The sequence below is a fragment of the Pseudoalteromonas sp. MB47 genome (assembly GCF_011319765.1).
In the GTDB taxonomy this organism is placed as follows: domain Bacteria; phylum Pseudomonadota; class Gammaproteobacteria; order Enterobacterales; family Alteromonadaceae; genus Pseudoalteromonas; species Pseudoalteromonas simplex.
The window spans coordinates 147001-167634 of the sequence record NZ_VFBD01000029.1; the positions used below are offsets into that span (position 1 = coordinate 147001).

At 43.5% G+C, this 20634-nt stretch carries 16 protein-coding genes; 3 read left to right on the forward strand and 13 right to left on the reverse strand.

Annotated elements, in window-relative coordinates:
* The 3 genes from IMPJCBKJ_RS17050 (at position 1) to IMPJCBKJ_RS17060 (ending at position 5790) form a co-directional block, all read left to right on the forward strand.
* A complete protein-coding gene (locus tag IMPJCBKJ_RS17050) occupies positions 1-1857 on the forward strand; it encodes a diguanylate cyclase (RefSeq protein WP_054552338.1) in 1857 nt (618 codons plus the stop codon).
* A 13-nt stretch (positions 1858-1870) separates the two neighbouring features.
* Complete coding sequence (gene hemB / locus IMPJCBKJ_RS17055; protein WP_054552337.1) at positions 1871-2881, forward strand: porphobilinogen synthase; 1011 nt, start codon at positions 1871-1873, stop codon at positions 2879-2881.
* 131 nt (positions 2882-3012) lie between these two features.
* On the forward strand, positions 3013-5790 hold the full coding sequence (locus tag IMPJCBKJ_RS17060; protein WP_166341210.1) for an ExeM/NucH family extracellular endonuclease: 2778 nt from the start codon (positions 3013-3015) through the stop codon (positions 5788-5790).
* Positions 5791-5833: 43 nt separating this feature from the next.
* On the opposite strand, the gene IMPJCBKJ_RS17065 is transcribed toward IMPJCBKJ_RS17060, so the two are convergent.
* From IMPJCBKJ_RS17065 to IMPJCBKJ_RS17125, 13 genes are all read right to left on the reverse strand, one after another.
* On the reverse strand, positions 5834-6250 hold the full coding sequence (locus IMPJCBKJ_RS17065; protein ID WP_166341212.1) for a hypothetical protein: 417 nt from the start codon (positions 6248-6250) through the stop codon (positions 5834-5836).
* Between the two features lie 386 nt (positions 6251-6636).
* Positions 6637-8724, reverse strand: a complete 2088-nt coding sequence (fusA, locus tag IMPJCBKJ_RS17070) for an elongation factor G (RefSeq protein ID WP_062566304.1) — start codon at positions 8722-8724, stop codon at positions 6637-6639.
* 209 nt (positions 8725-8933) lie between these two features.
* The gene (locus IMPJCBKJ_RS17075; protein WP_166341214.1) at positions 8934-9662 is read right to left on the reverse strand and encodes a response regulator; all 729 of its coding nucleotides are present in this window, start codon (positions 9660-9662) and stop codon (positions 8934-8936) included.
* 37 nt (positions 9663-9699) lie between these two features.
* Positions 9700-11322 carry a sensor histidine kinase gene (locus tag IMPJCBKJ_RS17080; protein WP_166341216.1) on the reverse strand — a complete coding sequence of 541 codons (1623 nt, stop codon included), beginning with the start codon at positions 11320-11322 and terminating at the stop codon, positions 9700-9702.
* Positions 11323-11336: 14 nt separating this feature from the next.
* Complete coding sequence (locus tag IMPJCBKJ_RS17085; protein ID WP_054552331.1) at positions 11337-12875, reverse strand: tripartite tricarboxylate transporter permease; 1539 nt, start codon at positions 12873-12875, stop codon at positions 11337-11339.
* Positions 12876-12878: 3 nt separating this feature from the next.
* Positions 12879-13343: a tripartite tricarboxylate transporter TctB family protein gene (locus IMPJCBKJ_RS17090; protein ID WP_054562934.1), complete on the reverse strand. Its 465-nt coding sequence runs from the start codon at positions 13341-13343 to the stop codon at positions 12879-12881.
* A gap of 9 nt (positions 13344-13352) precedes the next feature.
* The gene (locus tag IMPJCBKJ_RS17095; RefSeq protein WP_054552553.1) at positions 13353-14312 is read right to left on the reverse strand and encodes a tripartite tricarboxylate transporter substrate-binding protein; all 960 of its coding nucleotides are present in this window, start codon (positions 14310-14312) and stop codon (positions 13353-13355) included.
* A gap of 18 nt (positions 14313-14330) precedes the next feature.
* Positions 14331-15572, reverse strand: a complete 1242-nt coding sequence (locus tag IMPJCBKJ_RS17100) for a porin (RefSeq protein ID WP_166341217.1) — start codon at positions 15570-15572, stop codon at positions 14331-14333.
* A gap of 227 nt (positions 15573-15799) precedes the next feature.
* Positions 15800-16459 carry a 3-oxoacid CoA-transferase subunit B gene (locus IMPJCBKJ_RS17105; RefSeq protein ID WP_166341219.1) on the reverse strand — a complete coding sequence of 220 codons (660 nt, stop codon included), beginning with the start codon at positions 16457-16459 and terminating at the stop codon, positions 15800-15802.
* Between the two features lie 11 nt (positions 16460-16470).
* The gene (locus tag IMPJCBKJ_RS17110; protein ID WP_063527828.1) at positions 16471-17178 is read right to left on the reverse strand and encodes a CoA transferase subunit A; all 708 of its coding nucleotides are present in this window, start codon (positions 17176-17178) and stop codon (positions 16471-16473) included.
* 9 nt (positions 17179-17187) lie between these two features.
* Positions 17188-17949, reverse strand: coding sequence for a 3-hydroxybutyrate dehydrogenase (locus IMPJCBKJ_RS17115; protein WP_054552326.1), 762 nt, complete (start codon positions 17947-17949; stop codon positions 17188-17190).
* A 4-nt stretch (positions 17950-17953) separates the two neighbouring features.
* Positions 17954-19141: a homoserine O-acetyltransferase gene (locus IMPJCBKJ_RS17120; RefSeq protein WP_063527829.1), complete on the reverse strand. Its 1188-nt coding sequence runs from the start codon at positions 19139-19141 to the stop codon at positions 17954-17956.
* A gap of 9 nt (positions 19142-19150) precedes the next feature.
* Positions 19151-20452 (reverse strand): GntP family permease, encoded by a 1302-nt coding sequence (locus IMPJCBKJ_RS17125; RefSeq protein ID WP_054552324.1) that lies wholly within the window; start codon positions 20450-20452, stop codon positions 19151-19153.
* Positions 20453-20634: the final 182 nt, after the last annotated feature.

Below are 20634 nucleotides of genomic sequence, written 5' to 3' on the forward strand. Positions count from 1 at the left end.
ATGAAGCGCCTATGGTCACTTTGTGGCGTAATCTTCGTTGTTTTATTTACTCCTTACTTGCAGGCTAACTCCATTGTTGTTAGTTCACAATTCAAATCTCAACATACGCTTAATGTTGAGTACACCCTTGATCCTATCACTCAACAGCAAGCCTTTAGCAGTAACAATGTAACTTGGCATTCAAGCCAAGGCGAAACCCTAAATCTAGGTATGACTCTAAAACCAATGTGGCTCAAGCTATCGATAAGAAACACCTCATTAGATGTTATTCCACTGATATTATCGATAGATAACCCTTTACTCGATGAAGTGAGCGTGTTTCATCTTCAAGGTAGCCAATTATTATTTAACACAAAGATTGGGGATGCAGTCCCATTATCTAATCGGCAAATCAAAAATGAGTCTCTGTTAGTCTCATTAACCATTCCAAAAGCCAGCCACTCCGTTGTTTATCTTAAAGTTAAAAACAATGGGGGTTTAAGAGTACCTCTAAGCCTTTGGAAACCCTCAGAATACCTAAAGCATAAAAGTAAATTTAATTTATTGTACGGTTTATTAGTCGGTTTTATATTATCACTCGCACTCACTAATTTAGTGCTTTATGGCTTTTCTAGACGCCGCTATTTCGCCTATACAGGATTATTACTTACCTTGCTGTGGCTTTCTTTGGCTTACCTTTATGGCTTTGGTTATCGTTATTTACAACCTAGTGGCTCATCGTTTCAACAACTGACAATCCCAACTCTATTTTTTATCTGTGGTGCGTTATTTGTACCATTGCAAGGCTATATATTCGGCTTTACCAAATCTCGCTTAAACCGTTTTCAGTATTGGCTAGCATGGGCAGTTGTGCTTGCCACTATAACAATGTGGTTTTTGCCTATTCATATTGCTATCACACTCTGCTTATTGAGTTTACCTGCGGTGCTTATCATTTTTGCAGGTATTGCTCTAAAGCAGTTTAATCATGAATATAAGCAGCCGTGCATTGGCTTTTTTGTTGCTTTGTTCGCTTTCTTCTGTGCCATTGTTTACAGTGCACTCGGTGTATTTAATCCATTTGATTTAAATATCGGAATGCTTTCGCTCACCTTCGTTTGCTTTTTAGTTTGTAGCTTGAGCTTGAGTTATGCGGTAATAAAATTGTTTTTGATGCAACGCGACGCTGAAGTCGCAGCGCAACAAAATGCACTAGCAGAGAGTAAAGCACAAGATACCTTAATGCGTGAGCGCCTTGAACTGCAAGAGCAAGCACGCCAAGATCTTGAAGCTAATATTGAAGAGCGTACCTTTGAGTTACAAGTGACATTACGCGAACTTGAAGAGAAAAACCGAGAGCTTGAACAGCTCAATATGGAAGATGCCCTCACTAAAACCAAAAACCGCCGCTACTTTGATAAAAAACTATTGATGGATATTCGTCGCTCACGTCGAGAGCAAACACCTCTAGCTATCATCATGTTAGATATTGACCACTTCAAAGCAATCAATGATACCTATGGTCATTTAACCGGTGATCAAACCATTCAAGCAGCTGCAGATGTCATCAAACAACATCTTAAACGACCTCTCGATGAAGTGGCGCGCTATGGCGGCGAAGAATTTGTAGTGTTATTACCGAATACACCACTAGAAGGTGCATTAGAAATTGCCGAACAAATACGCAAAGCAGCCCAAAATACTGATATAATAGTTGCCGGAACAACGATTAAATTTACTTTGAGTGCAGGTGTTTACAGCGCAATTGCTGAAGACATTAATAACCCAAGTTTTTTCACTGACTATGCCGACAAAGCCTTATATCATGCCAAGCAAACAGGTCGAAATCGCGTAGTGAGTTATCCTCTACCAGACTAGGAGTATACAAAGCATGGCCCAATCAGGACTCGACCTTTTCCCTTATACACGTATGCGCCGCATGCGTCGTGATGACTTCTCTCGTCGCCTAATGGCTGAAAACCAACTAACTGTAAATGACCTTATTTTTCCTGTATTTGTGTTAGAAGGTAAGAACCGCCGCGAAGCCATTGAGTCAATGCCAGGTATAGATCGTCTTTCTATTGATTTGTTGCTTGAGGAAGCAAAAGAGCTTGTAGAGCTAGGTGTACCTGCCGTCGCTATTTTCCCGGTAACACCGAGCGATAAAAAATCCCTTCTTGCTGAAGAAGCCTATAACCCAGATGCATTAGCACAACGCACTGTACGCGCACTGAAAGAAGCTTTTCCTACATTAGGTGTGATCACAGATGTTGCACTTGACCCATTCACTGTTCATGGTCAAGACGGCATCATCGATGAAGACGGTTATGTGATTAACGATGTAACAACTGAAATCTTAGTTAAACAAGCGCTATCGCATGCCGAAGCGGGTGCAGATGTAGTTGCGCCATCAGACATGATGGATGGACGTATTGGTGCAATTCGTGAAGCTCTCGAAGCCGAAGGCCATATCCACACTCGTATCATGGCTTACTCAGCTAAATACGCTTCAAGCTACTATGGCCCATTCCGTGATGCGGTAGGTTCTGCAGGCAACTTAAAAGGTGCCGATAAAAAGACCTATCAAATGGACCCTGCCAACTCTGATGAAGCGATTCGTGAAGTAGCCCTTGATCTGCAAGAAGGTGCAGACATGGTGATGGTAAAACCAGGTATGCCATATTTAGATGTAGTACGCCGCGTAAAAGATGAGTTTGGTGTGCCCACATTTGCTTATCAAGTAAGTGGTGAATATGCTATGCATAAAGCAGCCATTGATAACGGTTGGCTTGCAGAAGATGCAATAATCATGGAGTCATTATTAGCATTTAAGCGCGCTGGCGCCGATGGCATCCTGACTTATTTTGCAAAACAAGCTGCAAAATGGTTAAAAAACAACTAACTTAAAAAAATGTTCTTAAAATAGGTCATTATTTCTATTTTATTAACATTTTGTATTTAATTTGTCATAGATTTTTCTTAAAGTACTGTGTCCCATATTGGGACTTTAATAATACATACACGGGAAAAATAATGATAAATACAAAATTAACGCCGCTCGCGCTTGTTATTGCAAGCCTGAGCGCGCCTGCTTCTGCCAACCTAATCATCTCTGAATATGTTGAAGGAAGCTCTAACAATAAAGCGGTAGAGCTATACAACACATCGAGTGCTGAACTATCGCTTGACGGTTACACCATCTCTTTATACTCAAATGGTAACGGCGATCTAGCAGACCCTAATAACAGCTTAGCTTTAACCGGTACTCTTGCAGCAAATGCAACCTACGTTATTGTAAATGCGGGCTCTGCTGATGAGTTAAAAGCCAATGCAGATACTGAATCAACAATCACTTACTTCAACGGTGATGACGCATTAGTGCTAACTAAAGATGGTGCAATTGTTGATAGCTTCGGTCAACTGGGCGTTGATCCAGGTTCAGCATGGGATGAAGGCGGCGTTTCAACACAAAATAAAACACTGCGCCGTAAAGCAACTGTTACTACAGGCCGTACTGATGCAACCTCTGCGTTCAACCCAAGCGATGAGTGGGAGCAATTCGACCAAGACGATTTCAGCAATATTGGTCAATATGGTGAGAGCACAGAGCCAACGCCTGAGCCAGAACCTGTCACTCCCCTTGAGTGTGGTGCAGCAAAAACCTTAATCAGCGCAATTCAAGGTGAAGGCGGCGACAGCCCGCTTATTAACACTGAAGTAGAAGTTGAAGGTGTTGTTACAGCTGACTTCCAAGGTGATGATCAACTAAAAGGTTTCTTCATTAGCTCACTTGCTGCTGATGTTGATACAAACCCACTAACTTCTGAAGGTGTATTTGTTTATTTCGCAGATACCGACGTTGCAGTTGGTGACCATGTGCGTGTTAAAGGTAGCGTTGCTGAATACTACAGCGCAACACAACTAGGCGATGTTAGCCAAGTTGAGATCTGTGCGACAGGTTTATCTACTGATGCAACCGCTATCACTTTACCAGTTACTGACGTGGCAGACCTTGAAGCTTACGAAGGTATGTTAGTAACCATCGCGCAACCTTTAGTCGTTAATAACAACTACGGCCTCGGTCGCTATGGTGAAGTTGACTTAGGTACTGAGCGTTTATACCAAGGAACTCAAGTAGCGCTTCCAGGCGATGCAGCAAATGCTGTTGAAGCTGAAAACCTGAAAAAACAAATCTTAATCGACGATGGTTCAACAAAGCAAAACCTTGATCCTATTGCTTACCCAGGTACGGGCCTTGATGCCTATAACACATTACGTTTAGGCGATACTGTTAATACGATTACCGGTGTGATGGGTTATAGCTTCGACCGTTATCGTATTCACCCTACAGTACAACCTGAGTTCACTGTAACTAACCCTCGTACAGATGCACCAGAGCTTAACGAAGATGCAGATCTACGTGTAGCAAGCTTTAACGTATTAAACTACTTTAATGGCGACGGCCAAGGTGCAGGCTTCCCAACTAGCCGTGGTGCAGATAGCGAAGAAGAGTTTACTCGCCAAGAAGCTAAATTAGTTAGCGCAATCACGGCTATAAATGCTGATGTGATTGGCTTAATGGAAATCGAAAATGACGGTTTCGGTGAAAATAGCGCCATTGCTAGCCTAGTATCTGCACTTAATGATGAAGATGCAGAAAATACCTACGCATTCGTTGATTTCGGCGTTGACCAAATTGGTACTGATGCAATCACGACAGCACTGATTTATCGCTCAAATAAAGTATCTGAAGTTGGTAAGGCTGCTCATACCACAGTAGAACCTTTCGATTACAGCAATCGCCCGCCAATTGCACAAAGCTTCCAATCTCTTGAAAGCGAAGAAATCTTCACTGTTGCCGTTGCCCACCTAAAATCTAAAGGCGGCTGTGGTAGCGCTGAAGGTAATAATGCTGACTTAGGCGATGGTCAAGCATGTTGGAATGAAATCCGTGTTGCGGGTGCAAATGCATATGCTGATTGGTTAGCCACTTACCCAACAGAAGTTGAAGATGAAGATATCATCTTAGTGGGCGATATGAACGCATACGCGATGGAAGATCCTATCCGTGCATTTGCAGATAAAGGTCTGAAGAGTGCGGTTGCTGAACTAGACGGCGACACATTAGGTTATTCTTATAGCTTCTCTGGCCGCATTGGTAGCCTTGACCACGCACTAGTCTCTGAATCTATGCTTGCTAAAGTTGTTGCTGCTACGGATTGGCATATCAATGCCGATGAGCCAATCAGCCTAGACTACAACCTTGAGTATAAATCATCGACACAACAAGCTAGCCTTTACGCTGACAATGCATACCGTGCATCTGATCACGACCCAGTGATTGTTGATATCCAATCTGCAGAGCCTGTTCCAGAACAACAAGCGCCAGTAATCGAAGTTCAGCAATCATTCGAAATCGTTGAAAACAGTGAGGTAGGCGCTGTGATTGGTCAACTTGTTTTCTCTGATGGTGACGCTGATTATACACCTGTCGTTAGCTTTAGCATTGAAGGTGAGCATGCTGACGCGATTGCAATCAGTGCTACAGGTGAAATCACAGTAGCCAAAGAGCTCGATTTTGAAGAAGAAGACAAGCTTACATTAATGATCCGTGCAGAAGATAGCGCAGGCAACTTATCAGAAGCACAACTGCTATACATCAACATTACCAATGATGTGGCAGATGATGTAACCGAAGAAGTTGAAGAAGATGAAACTGAAGAAGAGTCAAAAGATGATGATTCTGGTTCATTTGCTTGGTTAAGTCTACTTGCTTTACCATTTGCACTTCGTCGTCGCATGAAAAAATAAGCGACACCGCATTAAGTAAAAAGGCCGCTTATCGCGGCCTTTTTTATACTTCACACTCTAAAACTGATTCAACTCTAGAGTTGGCTTTTGCCTTATAGAGTCTTTCAATCTCAATTTTTTGCTCATTGCTAACTTGCCAATTAAAGAATTGGCAGCTTTTTCCATTTACTAAATCTACTTTAAAAATAGTTAGAAATGCGAGCTGAGAGAACTCAACTGCAGCAATATCTTCAGTGTTAATATAACGCTTTTTAATTCCACGCGAATAACAAATTCCCGCTTTATAACAGTGTAAAAAGCGCAGTTGTAAGAAATTTAAAATAGTTATAAAGAGCAAAATAGGTAAAAGAAACAAAAGTAGCGATGTTCCAAGAAAAGTAACGCTTAATAAAACAAGAATAGCAAACGCTATCTTGGTTCCCTGTAGAGTCCAATTAGGACTTAACTTTATCGTTTTCATGAGGCTGAATCTTAAAATTTTAATGATAATAAGCTGACGTTTAATACAAAATGATTAAAGAATCATTCGATTGCTATTTTACAGAGTCTAAAAAAGGGACACAAGGTACAAAAAAATACTTTTGTACTAGAAAAAAGAAACTAGACCGCAACTCATTATAAAACCGCTACTTTTTACTTATCACAAATTTAAATTAAAATATTATAATTTATACCACTCATACCAATCCGCTTAATTAAGTTGTCTATTTTGAGGCAATAAAACCTCAAAATGATTAAGTATTATTGCGGGTTGGTATCACACCAATTCATTTAATAAGCGGTCTATTTTAGGCAATAAAAAACCCGCAACAAGTGCGGGTTTTTTTAAAGAAGTTAAAAGGCTAATTACTTAGCAGCTTTTTTCTCTTTTTCTGCAGCGATTACTGTTTCAGCAACGTTTGCAGGACATGGTGCGTAGTGTGAGAACTCCATAGAGAACTGACCACGACCAGAAGTGATAGTACGTAAGTGGCCGATGTAACCGAACATTTCAGAAAGTGGTACATCACCCTTGATGCGAACGCCCATTGCGCCAGCTTCTTGGTCTTTGATCATACCACGACGACGGTTAAGGTCACCGATTACGTCACCTACGTTGTCTTCCGGAGTGAATACGTCAACTTTCATGATTGGCTCAAGAAGTTGTGCACCCGCTTTAGGGATAGACTGACGGAAAGCGCCTTTAGCAGCGATTTCGAACGCGATTGCTGATGAGTCAACTGCGTGGAAAGCACCGTCGAAAAGTTCAACTTCAACGTCTAATACTGGGAAGCCAGCTAGAACACCTTCTTGCATCATTGATGCGAAGCCTTTCTCAACTGCAGGCCAGAATTCTTTAGGTACGTTACCACCAACAACTGATGAAGAGAACGTGAAGCCTGAGTTTTGCTCGCCTGGCTTGATGCGGTAATCGATCTTACCGAATTGACCAGAACCACCAGATTGTTTCTTATGCGTGTAGCTATCTTCGATTTCTTTCGTGATAGTTTCACGGTAAGCAACCTGAGGTTGACCAACAACTAGGTCTACGCCGTAAGTACGCTTAAGGATATCTACTTTGATATCTAAGTGAAGCTCACCCATACCTTTAAGGATGGTTTCGCCTGAATCTTCGTCAGTTTCAACTTGGAATGAAGGATCTTCTGCAACCATCTTACCGATCGCGATACCCATCTTCTCGTTACCGCCTTTGTCTTTAGGAGCAACAGCGATTGAGATAACTGGATCAGGGAAGATCATCGCTTCAAGTGTACATTCGTGCTTAGGATCACAAAGAGTGTGACCAGTTTGAACGTTCTTCATACCAACAACAGCGATGATGTCACCCGCTTGTGCTTCAGTAAGTTCGTTACGCTCGTCAGCTTGCATCTCAACCATACGGCCGATACGCTCTGTTTTACCAGTTGCTGAGTTAAGGATTGTGTCACCTTTCTTCATGCGACCAGCGTAGATACGGATGAACGTAAGTGCACCGAAACGGTCGTCCATGATTTTGAACGCTAACGCTTTAAGTGGCTCATCTGCAGAAACAGTTGCTACTTCACCAGTAGGCTCACCTGTTTCAGGATCAGTTAGAGGTTGTGGGTCAACTTCTGTAGGCGAAGGTAGGTAATCTACAACCGCGTCTAATACTAACTGCATACCTTTGTTTTTGAATGCAGAACCACAGTATGTTGGGAAGAACGCAAGATCACGAGTACCTTTACGGATACAACGTTTGATGTCTTCTAGAGAAGGCTCTTCACCTTCCATGTAAGCCATCATTAGGTCTTCGTCTTGCTCAACAGCAGACTCAACAAGCATCTCATGGTATTCATCAACTTTGTCTACCATGTCAGCTGGAACGTCTTGTACTTCGTAGTTTTCAGGAAGACCAGTCTCGTCCCAAACGTATGCTTTTTTCTCAAGTACGTCTACAACACCAGTGAATTGGTCTTCGATACCGATTGGTAAAGTCATAACTAGTGGGTTAGCACCTAGTACTTTCTCAACTTGACCTACAACGCGGTAGAAATCAGCACCCATACGGTCTAATTTGTTTACGAAGATTACACGTGCAACTTCTGATTCGTTCGCATAACGCCAGTTAGTTTCTGACTGCGGCTCAACACCACCAGAACCACAGAATACACCGATACCACCGTCTAGTACTTTAAGTGAACGGTATACTTCTACTGTGAAGTCAACGTGTCCCGGAGTATCGATAACGTTTAAGCGGTGGCCTTTCCACTCACAAGTTACAGCTGCTGATTGGATTGTAATACCGCGCTCAGCTTCTTGTTCCATGAAGTCAGTAGTAGACTCACCGTCGTGTACCTCACCAGTCTTATGAATTTTACCCGTAAGCTTAAGGATACGCTCAGTGGTGGTAGTTTTACCCGCGTCAACGTGGGCGAAAATACCAATATTTCTGTACTTCGATAAATCTGCCATTATTTTACTCTTAATAAAGTCGAAAAATTATTCGGCGGGAGTATAGCATTACTTAAAGCGAACATCACCATCGAAGTCGCTTAAAATGCAATCAATTTTATAAAATTTTTCTATGCTCAGGATAAGCGGCACTTTTTAACGTGCCGAACAGTGAGTTTATGCTACTAAAATCGCTAATTTAGCGCTGATTTGGCATTTAAATGATGTGATTAGCTACTTGTCATTTTATAACAACGCTCGGGTCGCCCGATACTTCCGTAGCTCTGATCAGCACTGACTTGCTCAGCTTCAAGCAAGTATTCAAGGTAACGACGGGCTGTTGAGCGGCTTACGCCGACTAAATCACCCATTTGCTGAGCAGTAAAAGCCGTGCCAATATTCGCTTTAAACGCTTTTAAGATCTTTTGCAAAGTAAGCTGATCCACCCCTTTTGGTAACCTGACCGGGGTTTTTAACTGTTCTTGCGATCCAAATAAAGTATCGACCATAGATTGGGTTACTTCATCGGCATCTGACAAACATTGTTGCCTTGCTTCGAATCGCGCCAGTGCTTGATCTAAGCGATTTAGCATTAATGGTTTTACTAAGAAGTCACAGGCGCCAAGTTGCATGGCTTTTTCCAGTGTTTCTACTTCTTTTGCTGCGGTTAATAGCATTACTTCGCTTTTCATTTCTTCGCGGCGTAATTCATTAAGTAAATCAAGGCCATTACCATCGGGTAAATGAATATCGAGCAAAATTAAATCGGCATTAATCGCCGATAATAGCGCTTTCGCGGTGGCAAGATTGCCTGCAATACCCACAACCTGATATTGCCCCTGACGTAGAGTTTGCCGTGCCCCTTGTTGGCCAGCAACGCCATGAGGAAGTAATAAGTATTGCGCCAATAATTGGGCTACTTCAACTTCGTCTTCAACAATGACAACTGAGTAAGTCATGTTCTTTACCTTTTATTTATAGGCTGATCATTTTTTATTATTTTGGAATGTAGACACTTAAGCGTGCCCCCATCAGATCAGACTCACCTATTTCTAAACTACCACGACACGAATCTAAGTTGGTTTTGACCAAATAAAGGCCGATACCATGCTCAGCCCCTGACTTAGAACTGTATTGTGGTGTAAATATCACATCCTTGTCATCGCCTAAACCAAAACCGCTGTCTTCAACATCAAACAATAATGTTTTGCTGGTTTCATCAACCGTAACACGAACCTTAGGGGTACGTGTATCGCTAGCTCGAATAGCAGCTTCAATTGCGTTATCAATCAAATTGCCAAGTATCGAGACAACCCGTTCAAGCATATCTTTACGGGTGATCGATCCTAATAAACTATCTGGATTAAGCTCAAGAATTACATTAAGTTCGCGGGCTTTGTGGTATTTACCAACCAATAAACCTGCCAGTACCGGATCTTGGATCCTTTCGAGTAAATGATGGATCTGCGCTTGCGAGCCTTTACTTTCTTGACCAATTAACTCAATTGCCTGATCCGTTTGCCCCATTTGAATTAACGCACCAATTAAGTTTAGCTTGTTCGAGTAATCATGCGTTTGCACTCGTAATAACTCAGCAAAGGCTTGCACTTTAGTTAATTGCTGCGATAAATATTCAAGCTCATCCGCAGGGCGCATACTCAACAAAATACCATCAGCCTGACCTTGCACTTGCAATGCATATCGCGACAACACAATGCGTTTATCGGCGGCAAACAATTCAAAACCTACAATCGGACGCTGTTGGTTATGCATCAAAAACTCGCTATGTTCAGGAAGCAAATCTGCAAGCTTAAGTGGTTGATGAATACAGCTAGTCGGTTTACCGAGAATTTCGCAAGCACGCTGGTTTAAGTTACGCACGTTACCCTCAGGATCGAGGGCAATAATGCCGCTACGAACAGTGTTCAAAATAGCATCTTGCTCCGAGAACAACCTTGCTATTTCATCAGGCTGTAAACCAAAAATAGCATTACGAACCCGTTGACCAATATACACCGCGGCCAAAATACTTAAACCGACTAACAACAAACCCCAAAGCATAATTTCAGCACTACGAGCACGAATAAGCGGTTCAATTGATTGCACTAAAAAGCCAACCGATACCAAGCCGATGACTTCGCCCTGCTCTGAAAGCACAGGGACTTTGCCACGAATAGACTCGCCCAAACTCCCTTTTGCAATCGATACATACCGCTCACCACGTAGCGCCGCTTTACTATCACCACCCACCATCGGCTTACCGAGCTTGTCAGAGTCGGGGTGAACAATGCGGCGAGTATTTTTATCGCCAATTACGATAAAGCTGGCAGCGGTGAGTTCACGAATATGCTCAATTTGCGTATTTAACTCATCAAGCCCTTGCTTGGTTTGCAATGCGCTTTGTACGTCATCCCGTGAGGCAATACTGGTTGCGAGCGCAAGCGCTTTATCACCCATGTGGTTATGTAAGCTTTCTGCAGTGATCTGATACACCAATGCGCCAAACAACACAGCCTGTAAAACACATAGACCAGTAACCCAAATAATGAGTCGCGTTTCTAAGCGCTTAGGTTTTTTAACCATATGCTGAAATGGGTTTAGCTTATTGGTGTATCTCATATCAGTGCCTTGTTCTACGCATGTTGCTCTGCTTGCGTAGCTGCTTTTTCTTTACGACGTTGGACAATATAGTCTTTCAGTGGGAACAACAACACTAAGATCGAAATCACAAAAATACTCAGTGTTAATGGGCGGTCCCATAAAAAGCTCAGCGAACCATCTGAAATCATCATGGCACGGCGGAAGTTTCGCTCAATCATATCACCGAGGATAAAGCCAAGTAATAAAGGTGCCATCGGGAAAGCTAACAATCGAAGCACCAAGGCCACCAGCGCAAAGCCCACCATCATAAATAAATCAAAGGTGTTAAATGACACTAAATACACACCAATTAAGCTGAAGAATAAAATCATCACTGTCAGCACAGATTTAGGCATTGCCAACACTTTAGCGAAATATGGGATCAACGGCAGATTCAAAATCAGCAGTACAATATTGCCAAAGTACATACTGACAATGACAGCCCAAAACACGCTTGGGTTTTCTTGCATTAACATAGGGCCCGGCTGAATACCGTAGGCAATTAATGCACCTAGCATAATAGCTGTTGTACCAGAGCCTGGAATACCTAAAGTCAGTAGTGGTACAAATGAGCCAGTACAAGCTGCATTATTAGCCGACTCGGGTGCCGCTAAGCCACGCATCGAACCCTTACCAAATTTATCTTTCAGCGCTTTTGGAGCAAGGTTACGCTCAGTAGCATAGGCCATAAAGCTGGCAATGGTTGCCCCTGCGCCCGGTAAAACACCGACTATAAAGCCAAGTAAAGATGAGCGGCCAACCACAGGAGCCATATCTTTTACTTCTTCTTTAGTCAGTTTTGTTGAACCAATTTTTGGCGTATCAGGATCGTCAATTTTTTTATCTGGCTCAGCTTCTGGGCGCGCCACATTAATCAGCGCCTCAGCCAACGCAAACGTTGCCATTGCTACTAATAAAAAACTAATACCATCTAATAAATCAGCTTGGCCAAAAGTAAAGCGCTCGGTACCTGAAGAGGGATCAATACCTACCGTTGCCAGCATTAAACCAAATACCGTCATCATCATGGCTTTTAAAAATTGCCCTTTATTAGAGAACGCAGCGATAGCCGTTAAGCCTAAAAACATCAGTACAACATAATCAGGCGACTGAAAACTTAATGACACTTTCGCTAATAATGGCGCAGCCACCATCAATAAAATGGCGCCAATCGTCCCACCTATAAAGGATGAATAAGCTGCAATCGCAAGGGCTTTACCAGCCTTACCTTGTTTTGCTAGTGGGTAACCATCAAACGATGACGCTACTGTCCCCGCTACACCCGGCGCATTAATCAAAATAGAAGAAGTAGAGCCACCGAATATAGCCCCGTAGTAAACACCGGCCATTAAAATCATGCCCGAATCAGCACCGATGCTGTAAGTGATCGGGATCATCAACGCAATTGCAGTAATTGGACCAAGACCGGGTAGCATACCAATGAACGTGCCAACAAAGCAGCCAACGATCACATATAACAAGTTGTTCCAGTCGAGTACGGTCGACAAACCTAACATAATTCCATCAAGCATAACTTAACTCCACAGATTGCCAGGTACTAAGTAAATGCCCAGTACTTGTGTCATTAAAAACCAAAAAACCACGGCCACAGGCACAGAAGCAAACAACAACACTGCCTTACGGCGTTCGCCCATGATAAAAAAGCCCGTAATTAAAAAGGCACTGGTGGCAATTAAAAAGCCGAACGGTTCAAGCATGGCGCTATAAGCAACCATTAAAACCAACAGTGCAAAGGTACGTAGTAAGTTGCCCTTACTGAGTAGCTCTGCTTTTTCTGCAGGCGCTTGCTTTAATAAGTTGGCACCAATCGATAGTACACACACCACGATACCGAATACTGCATACACTTTTGGTAAGGTTGCAGAAGTAACGCTTTCGTACTCTTCAAATGGCATAAGTGGAATTTGCCAAGCCACAAGGGCGTAGAGGGTAAAGAGGACCAAGAATAAACTTGGTCCTATTAGTTCACGGTTTAACATCGTCTAACCTTAGCCTCGGATAAAACCAAGTTCTTTCATTACAACGCGTAATTGCGCTTCTTGCTGTTCAAGCGATTTAATAAACGCTTCTTTTTCTTGAAATAGATTTAGCCAACCATTACGAGCACGAACCGCTTCCCACTCAGGAGTTTGTTGTAGCTTACGTAGCTTTTCTGTGTACTCGGCTAGTTTGTCTGCTGGTAAATCTGGGGTTGCAAAAAAGCCGCGCCAGTTTACGAACTCCATGTCGTAACCTAGCGACTTTAAGGTTGGAATTGCTGGGTAATCTGGCAATTTATCTGCAGAAGTCACCGCTAAAATACGTGCCTGACCACCATTAGCGACTTCGAGTGCTTCACTTAACCCTGTTGAAAGTAAGTTAACCTCACCCGACAATAAACCTGCTTTCGCTTTACCACCGGCATCGTAAGGAATGTAACGTAAACGACGACCATCCAGACCCGCCGCTTTCACCGCTTGTGCTGCCACTAAGTGATCCATGCTGCCACGCGCAGAACCACCCGCGACTTTTACAGAACCTGGGTCTTTTTTCATGGCATCAATAACGTCTTGCCATGTTTTAAATGGCGAGTCATTGCGCACCACAAATGCACCATAATCAGCAATCATGCTGGCAACTGGTGTTAAATCGCGATAGCTGTAAGGAATTTTGCCTGATAATGCGCGCAGAACGATAGGCGTTGAGTTAACCATCAACATATCGCCTTTTTTAGTGCCCGACTCAATCAAGTAAGCAATTGCACGGCCACCGCCGCCGCCCGACATATTCTGAAACGATGCATTATCTTCAATGCCCGCTTTTACCATTGCTTCACCAACACCACGTGCTGTGGTATCCCAACCGCCGCCTGGGCCACCTGGTACCAAAAAGTGTAAGTTTGCCAATGCCAATGGGCTGGCTACTAATAATGAAGCTGCTAAAACAGATCTTTTTAATGATTTAAACATAGTCATAATGCACGACTCCTAAAATAAGTACTGCATACGAGCACTGATGCCCATACCTGAATCTTCATCACCTACCAGCGTAGAAGCACCGGCACCATCAACATCGCTGTAAATCAGGTTGCCCATAAATTTGATATCGCTGCTTAGGTAATATGATGTGCCTAATGTATAAGTGGTTACATCGGTACCTTGCTGTTTGCTGCTGGCGTTCATTTGTGACACACGTGCAACCAGCTCCCATGCATCTTTAATCCCTTTTGGTTGTACAAATAATGCTGAGCCTGCTTTGTAACGGCGCTGCTCACCGCCTAAGAAATAACTCGCCGAAACATGAAAGCCATCAAAACGCTCACCATCAAGTTCGTTGCTACTATCAACCGTATCGAGGTAACGGCTGGCATATTCAGCCTCTAGAGTGAATGCATTCGCTTGGTAGGCAAATTCAAGACCGCTTTGCGACATGCTATTTAGCGCTGCGGTTTCACCTCCGACTGCGTAATCGACTAAGCGAACATTGGTTTCACGCACTTCACCACGGGCAAAACGAGCGCTTAAGTCATTGCCGCCCATATCACGATAAGAGTGCCAAGCACCTAAATGAATCACATCACCCGGCGCTGCACTTGACCAAGTTAAGCGACCTGTTACAGCCAATGTCAGTTTGTCATTTTCGTCATGGCCCGATGCACCAAACGCATCGTTTTTGTAAACACCCACGGCGTAACGCAAGCCTGAATCTTTAAAGTATTGATAAGCCGAGATACCCCAGCGGAAGAAAGGCGAGAAGGTGTTAGCAAGGGTGCTACGCTCAATGGTATTAATGTGTTTAGAACTGGTTAGCGCATTGAGCGACATGTCTTCACGGATTTTACCGGCTTTTACTTTTAAGCCGTTGTCGAATGCATAACGTACCCGCGCTAACACGATTTCAGCCGAGCCTTCAGAAAATTCGAGTAGTAATTTGTGATCCCAGTTACCATGTTCACTTTCAACATAAGTACGGATACGACGTGGGAAGAAGTCGCTGCCTCCAGCGCCATCATTGTCGGCATTGTAAGCACCGTCGAAATAGTTGTAATCAAGTTGCACGCGACCACCAAATTCTAGGTTGAAGCCGCTAGATGTTTTTAATGAATCCACTTCTTTTTGAAGTGCATCGAGTTGTTGCTGTAGTTGTTCAGTGTCGCTTTGTGCGAATGCTGATGTACTTGCTAACGCCGCTGCAACGGCTAAAGCGAGCTGTGTGTTACTTGCTTTCATGAATTACTCCACACCAGATTATAATTATTTGTTGTCGTTGATCGGCCTACTGCAAACGGCGATCTGGTTTGGAGCATAGTGTTAACGATAGATTAACGAAATGTTTAGGGGGTAAGTTGCATTGATGGTGATAAATGGCTTTTTGTTCATAAAACTCATGAACAAAAAGCACATTACTGGGGGTTAGTATAAAATCTAGGCAAATTAGCTGCTTAAAAGTCGCAAAACTAGCTAAAAGTCATCTCAGGAACGTCACCAGATACAATCAGCTTGCCCTGTGTTTTAGCAATAATCTCATCAACCGAAACACCCGGAGCACGCTCTAATAAATGAAATGCACCGTCTTTAATTTCTAAAAGTGCCAAATCGGTGATCACTTTATTGATACAACCAACGCCCGTTAACGGCAAACTACATTCGGTCAGCAGTTTTGATTCACCATGCTTGTTGGCATGGGTCATGGTACAAATAATGTTTTTAGCACCGGCCACTAAATCCATCGCACCGCCCATCCCTTTAACCAGCTTTTTCGGGATCATCCAACTGGCTATGTTGCCGTTTTGGTCTACTTCAAACGCGCCCAGCACGGTTAAATCAACGTGGCCGCCGCGGATCATGGCAAAGCTTTCTGCGGAGCTAAATATAGCCGCCCCCGTTGCAGCGGTGACCGTTTCTTTACCTGCGTTGATCATATCAGCATCAACTTGTTCTGCACTTGGGTATGGCCCCATACCGAGTAAACCATTTTCTGATTGCAGCATCACTTCGATGCCATCAGGGACATAATTAGCGACCAAGGTTGGAATACCTATACCTAAGTTAACGTAGTAACCATCCTGTAGTTCCATCGCCACGCGTTTAGCGATTTGTTCTCGTGATAATGCCATCAGCGTGCTCCTTATTGATTCTCTTGCTTAGTGGTAACTTTCTCGATGCGCTTTTCAAATTCACCTTTAATCACTCGGTCAATATAGATACCCGGCGTGTGAATTTGGCTTGGCTCTAGCTCCCCTGGCTCAACAATTTCTTCAACTTCAAGAACCGTAATTTTGCCAGCGGTTGCTGCCATCGGATTAAAGTTCATCGCCGTATGACGATAAATGCAGTTACCATAACGATCTGCTTTCCACGCTTTAACTATCGCAAAGTCGCCAGTAATGCTTGGCTCCAATAAATAGTCACGACCATTAATATTGCGGGTTTCTTTACCGTCAGCCACCGGTGTACCGACACCCGTTGCGGTATAAAATGCAGGAATACCCGCGCCGCCAGCACGCATTTTTTCAGCTAAGGTGCCTTGCGGTGTCAGCTCAACTTCTAGTTCACCATTTAATAGTTGCTGCTCAAATAACGCGTTTTCACCAACGTAAGAGGCAACCATCTTGCTGATTTGCTTGTCTTCAAGTAGCACCCCTAAACCAAAACCATCAACACCACAGTTATTCGATACCACGGTTAAATCTCGGGTGCCTTGACGTTTAATTTGCGCAATCAAGCCTTCAGGAATACCGCATAAGCCAAATCCACCGGCTATCACTGTCATGCCATCTTCAAGGCCAGCCATTGCTTCGCTATAACTTGTAACTACTTTATCAAAACCTGCCATTGGCTCCTCCTATTGTGCAGTCCAACCGCCATCAATGGCGATTGCTTGGGCGGTAATATTGCGTGCTGCATCGGCCATTAAAAAGCTAACGGTATGCAGGATCTCATCTAAGCCGATAAATGCTTTTTTCGGCATTGGTGCTAGCATAATTGTGTCGATCACTTGTTGCTCAGAAATGCCATGTTCTTTGGCTTGCGAGGCAATTTGTTGCTCCACAAGCGGCGTTTTTACATAGGCTGGGCACACAGTATTAATCGTGATGTTGGCATCACCAGTTTCGAGTGCCATGGTTTTAGCAAAGCCGATTAAGCCATGTTTTGCAGCGATATAAGCCGACTTATATTTAGACGCCACCATGGCATGAATTGAGCCAATATTAATGATGCGACCAAAATCTTGCTCACGCATGCGAGGGAGTACCGCCTTGGTCATCATCGCCGGGCCAACGAGCATAACTTGCTGTAAAAACTGCCACTTATCAGCAGGAAAATCTTCAAGCTTCGCAACGTGCTGAATACCCGCATTATTAATAAGTACATCAATTGGCTGATTAAGCTCAGTGAAAAACTGCTCTATTGCATCACTGTCTGCCACATTAAGCGCATACCCTTCGGCGCTACCACCTTGCTCAACAATGCCTGCCGCCGCTTGTTGTGCAGCTTGCTGATTTAAATCAGTCACAATAATAGTGTGACCTTGCATCGCCAGTTGCTGGGCAACATATAGACCAATACCACTGGCTGCACCGGTAATTAAAACTGTTTTGCTCATCGGGCTACTCCTCTAAAAACTCACTGATAAGCTGCGCTTTCGGGGCGATTGAGAAAATACCATCAAGGTGTCCCCAGCCCCCTTCAATTTCTGAAATCTCAACGTCTTTACCTGCCGCTTTCATGGTGTCAAAAACGGTGCGCATGTTTTCAGGGCGAAGCAGTAAGTCGTTCGTTGCGGGTAGTAATAATGTTTTGGCAGAGACATTTTTAAGTGCCGTTGTTAAATCGCTTTGCATACCAGCGGTAAATAATTGTGATGCCCGGACCAAATAAAGTACATGGTTGGCATCTTGGGTTTTAGCTCGTGCCATTGCGCGCTGAGCGAGTACTTGGTTTAACTTAGGCAAGGTACGAATATCTTTTAATGCACCTTCATCCAATACATTAAAGTCAGGGAAGCTCGCGTTATAAATAATTGGATGCATCGCATCTTGCGTAATATTAAGCATGGTTGCCGCTAAACCATCTAACGGGCGCTCTTTGCCGTAGTAATTACCTTGCTGCCAGTTTTTATCTAGACGAATTGGTAACGCCCATTTTTCAAGTGCAGCGACTGTCCATGCATCCATCGTTGCAGCGCCAATCACATGAATTAAACGCTCTACTTTATCTGGGTAACGAGTAGCCCACTCAAGTGCTTGAAACGACCCCATTGATGCGCCCATCACAGCATGTAACTTAGTGATACCTAGGCTGTCGAGTAAACGCTTTTGCACATTCACAAAGTCAGTAATCGTAACCACAGGGAAATCCAAACCATAAGGTTTACCTGTTTTTGGATTAGTTGACGCAGGGCCTGTGGTAATGACATTTTCATCATGCCAGTTGGCATTTACTAAAGTATCTGAGCTAATCACATAATATTTATTGGTATCGATAGCTTTACCTGGGCCGATAATCGCATCCCAATAACCCGGTAGGGCATCATCTGCTTTATATTTACCTGCGGCATGAGAAGTACCAGAGAAGTAATGAGTGATTAAAATCACGTTATCTTTATTGGCGTTTAGTTTTCCGTAACTTTCCCAGCCAATATCCACTTGCTCTAACGTCACACCAGACACAGTGGTAAAATCTTTTGTCGTAAAATGCTGCTTTTCCACCAGCATGGTGTCGGCTTTGTTTGCAGCGCCAAACGCGGTGCTACTAAATACAACCAGCCATAGCAAAATTATTAATTTGGTTTTCATTGCTGTTCCTTAAAAGAAAATAAAGAGTCCGAGTGCCAATGCGACACCGATAAGCGGAATGACCGCAGTCAGCGCTGCCATTGACCAATACGCTCGTTGATGCGTTTCTTTACAGATAGCGCGTATTGTTGTGACCACATAACCATTATGCGGCAAGGTATCGAGGGCTCCAGAGCTAATTGCCACTACTCGGTGCAGTTGTTCAGGGTTTACACCCATGTCTAAATAACCTGGTGCGACAAGGGGTAATGCAATGGCTTGCCCGCCAGAAGCAGAGCCAGTTAAACCAGCAATTACACTAACCGCAACCGCAGCACCAACCAACTCATTCCCCGGCATATGGGTCATCACATCGACAGCGGCGGTAAATGCTGGTGATACTTTCGCCACAGCGCCAAAACCAACCACGGCAGCGGTATTACCGATTGCCACTAAGGCGCCGGTTGTACCAACATTAATAGCGTTACCCATATCGTGAAAATGCTTAAAATTGATAATCACAATACTCAGTACACCACCAAGCAAAGCGACAATAAGCGCGGTTTGCTGCAGTACATCATGTAGCGTAAATGATAAAAGCAGCACCACAATCAGTGGGATCACACCCGTAATTGGATGCGGACGACGACGCTCAATAATGACAGGATCATCATCACGCGCTTCAAAGGTTTCGCCATTAGCAACGGCTTTTTTGATCATCTTGTTCAACCAAAAGTAACCTGCTGTCGCCATGAAAATAGCGACCACTAAGCTCACTTCCCAAGCTGCATAGGGTGACGTACCAAGGTGCTTAACCGGGATCCAGTTTTGAATTTCTGGCGAGCCTGCCGAAGTCATGGTAAAGGTCACCGAACCAAATGCCAGCGTTGCTGGAATAAAGCGGCGCGGTAAGTTTGCATCTTTAAACAGACTTAATGCCATTGGATAAACGGAAAACGCAACAATAAAGACGCTCACGCCACCGTAGGTTAAAACAGCACAGGCAATCACAACCGCAAGAACGGCATGCTTCATACCTAGTTTACCCACAATGTAGCTTGCAACACTGTCTGCAGCACCGGTGTCTTCCATGAATTTACCGAACAACGACCCCAGTAAGAACATAAAAAACCACGCACTTAAGAAGCCTGCAAAGCCATCCATATAGGCGTTAATAAAGTTTGTATCTGCCGATACAGGGAAAATGGCCATGCCACTACTAAGTGCAACTAACAGTGCACAGATTGGCGCAGCGATAAATAAATTTACCCCACGCAGCGTTAAAATGATCAGCAGTATTAAACCGCCTAACAGTCCTATCATGCTCAGCATAGACATTCCTATAATTATTGTTATTACACAGATGAGGTGACATCGGAATAATGCTTTCAGTCTTACCCTAAGCGTTCAAAAAATACATAACACTAAGGTACTATCTGCTTTAAAAATAGCTTAATTGCTTGATAAATAAAGGGCTGTGACGGGTATAGCACTATGGTACTAATTCAATTTTT

What these genes read in the sequence shown, in the direction of transcription:
- IMPJCBKJ_RS17050 (WP_054552338.1), top strand. Translation starts at nt 1, where the DNA reads ATGAAGCGCCTATGGTCACTTTGTGGCGTAATCTTCGTTGTTTTATTT.
- hemB (WP_054552337.1), top strand. Translation starts at nt 1,871, where the DNA reads ATGGCCCAATCAGGACTCGACCTTTTCCCTTATACACGTATGCGCCGC.
- IMPJCBKJ_RS17060 (WP_166341210.1), top strand. Translation starts at nt 3,013, where the DNA reads ATGATAAATACAAAATTAACGCCGCTCGCGCTTGTTATTGCAAGCCTG.
- IMPJCBKJ_RS17065 (WP_166341212.1), bottom strand. Translation starts at nt 6,250, where the DNA reads ATGAAAACGATAAAGTTAAGTCCTAATTGGACTCTACAGGGAACCAAG.
- fusA (WP_062566304.1), bottom strand. Translation starts at nt 8,724, where the DNA reads ATGGCAGATTTATCGAAGTACAGAAATATTGGTATTTTCGCCCACGTT.
- IMPJCBKJ_RS17075 (WP_166341214.1), bottom strand. Translation starts at nt 9,662, where the DNA reads ATGACTTACTCAGTTGTCATTGTTGAAGACGAAGTTGAAGTAGCCCAA.
- IMPJCBKJ_RS17080 (WP_166341216.1), bottom strand. Translation starts at nt 11,322, where the DNA reads ATGAGATACACCAATAAGCTAAACCCATTTCAGCATATGGTTAAAAAA.
- IMPJCBKJ_RS17085 (WP_054552331.1), bottom strand. Translation starts at nt 12,875, where the DNA reads ATGCTTGATGGAATTATGTTAGGTTTGTCGACCGTACTCGACTGGAAC.
- IMPJCBKJ_RS17090 (WP_054562934.1), bottom strand. Translation starts at nt 13,343, where the DNA reads ATGTTAAACCGTGAACTAATAGGACCAAGTTTATTCTTGGTCCTCTTT.
- IMPJCBKJ_RS17095 (WP_054552553.1), bottom strand. Translation starts at nt 14,312, where the DNA reads ATGTTTAAATCATTAAAAAGATCTGTTTTAGCAGCTTCATTATTAGTA.
- IMPJCBKJ_RS17100 (WP_166341217.1), bottom strand. Translation starts at nt 15,572, where the DNA reads ATGAAAGCAAGTAACACACAGCTCGCTTTAGCCGTTGCAGCGGCGTTA.
- IMPJCBKJ_RS17105 (WP_166341219.1), bottom strand. Translation starts at nt 16,459, where the DNA reads ATGGCATTATCACGAGAACAAATCGCTAAACGCGTGGCGATGGAACTA.
- IMPJCBKJ_RS17110 (WP_063527828.1), bottom strand. Translation starts at nt 17,178, where the DNA reads ATGGCAGGTTTTGATAAAGTAGTTACAAGTTATAGCGAAGCAATGGCT.
- IMPJCBKJ_RS17115 (WP_054552326.1), bottom strand. Translation starts at nt 17,949, where the DNA reads ATGAGCAAAACAGTTTTAATTACCGGTGCAGCCAGTGGTATTGGTCTA.
- IMPJCBKJ_RS17120 (WP_063527829.1), bottom strand. Translation starts at nt 19,141, where the DNA reads ATGAAAACCAAATTAATAATTTTGCTATGGCTGGTTGTATTTAGTAGC.
- IMPJCBKJ_RS17125 (WP_054552324.1), bottom strand. Translation starts at nt 20,452, where the DNA reads ATGCTGAGCATGATAGGACTGTTAGGCGGTTTAATACTGCTGATCATT.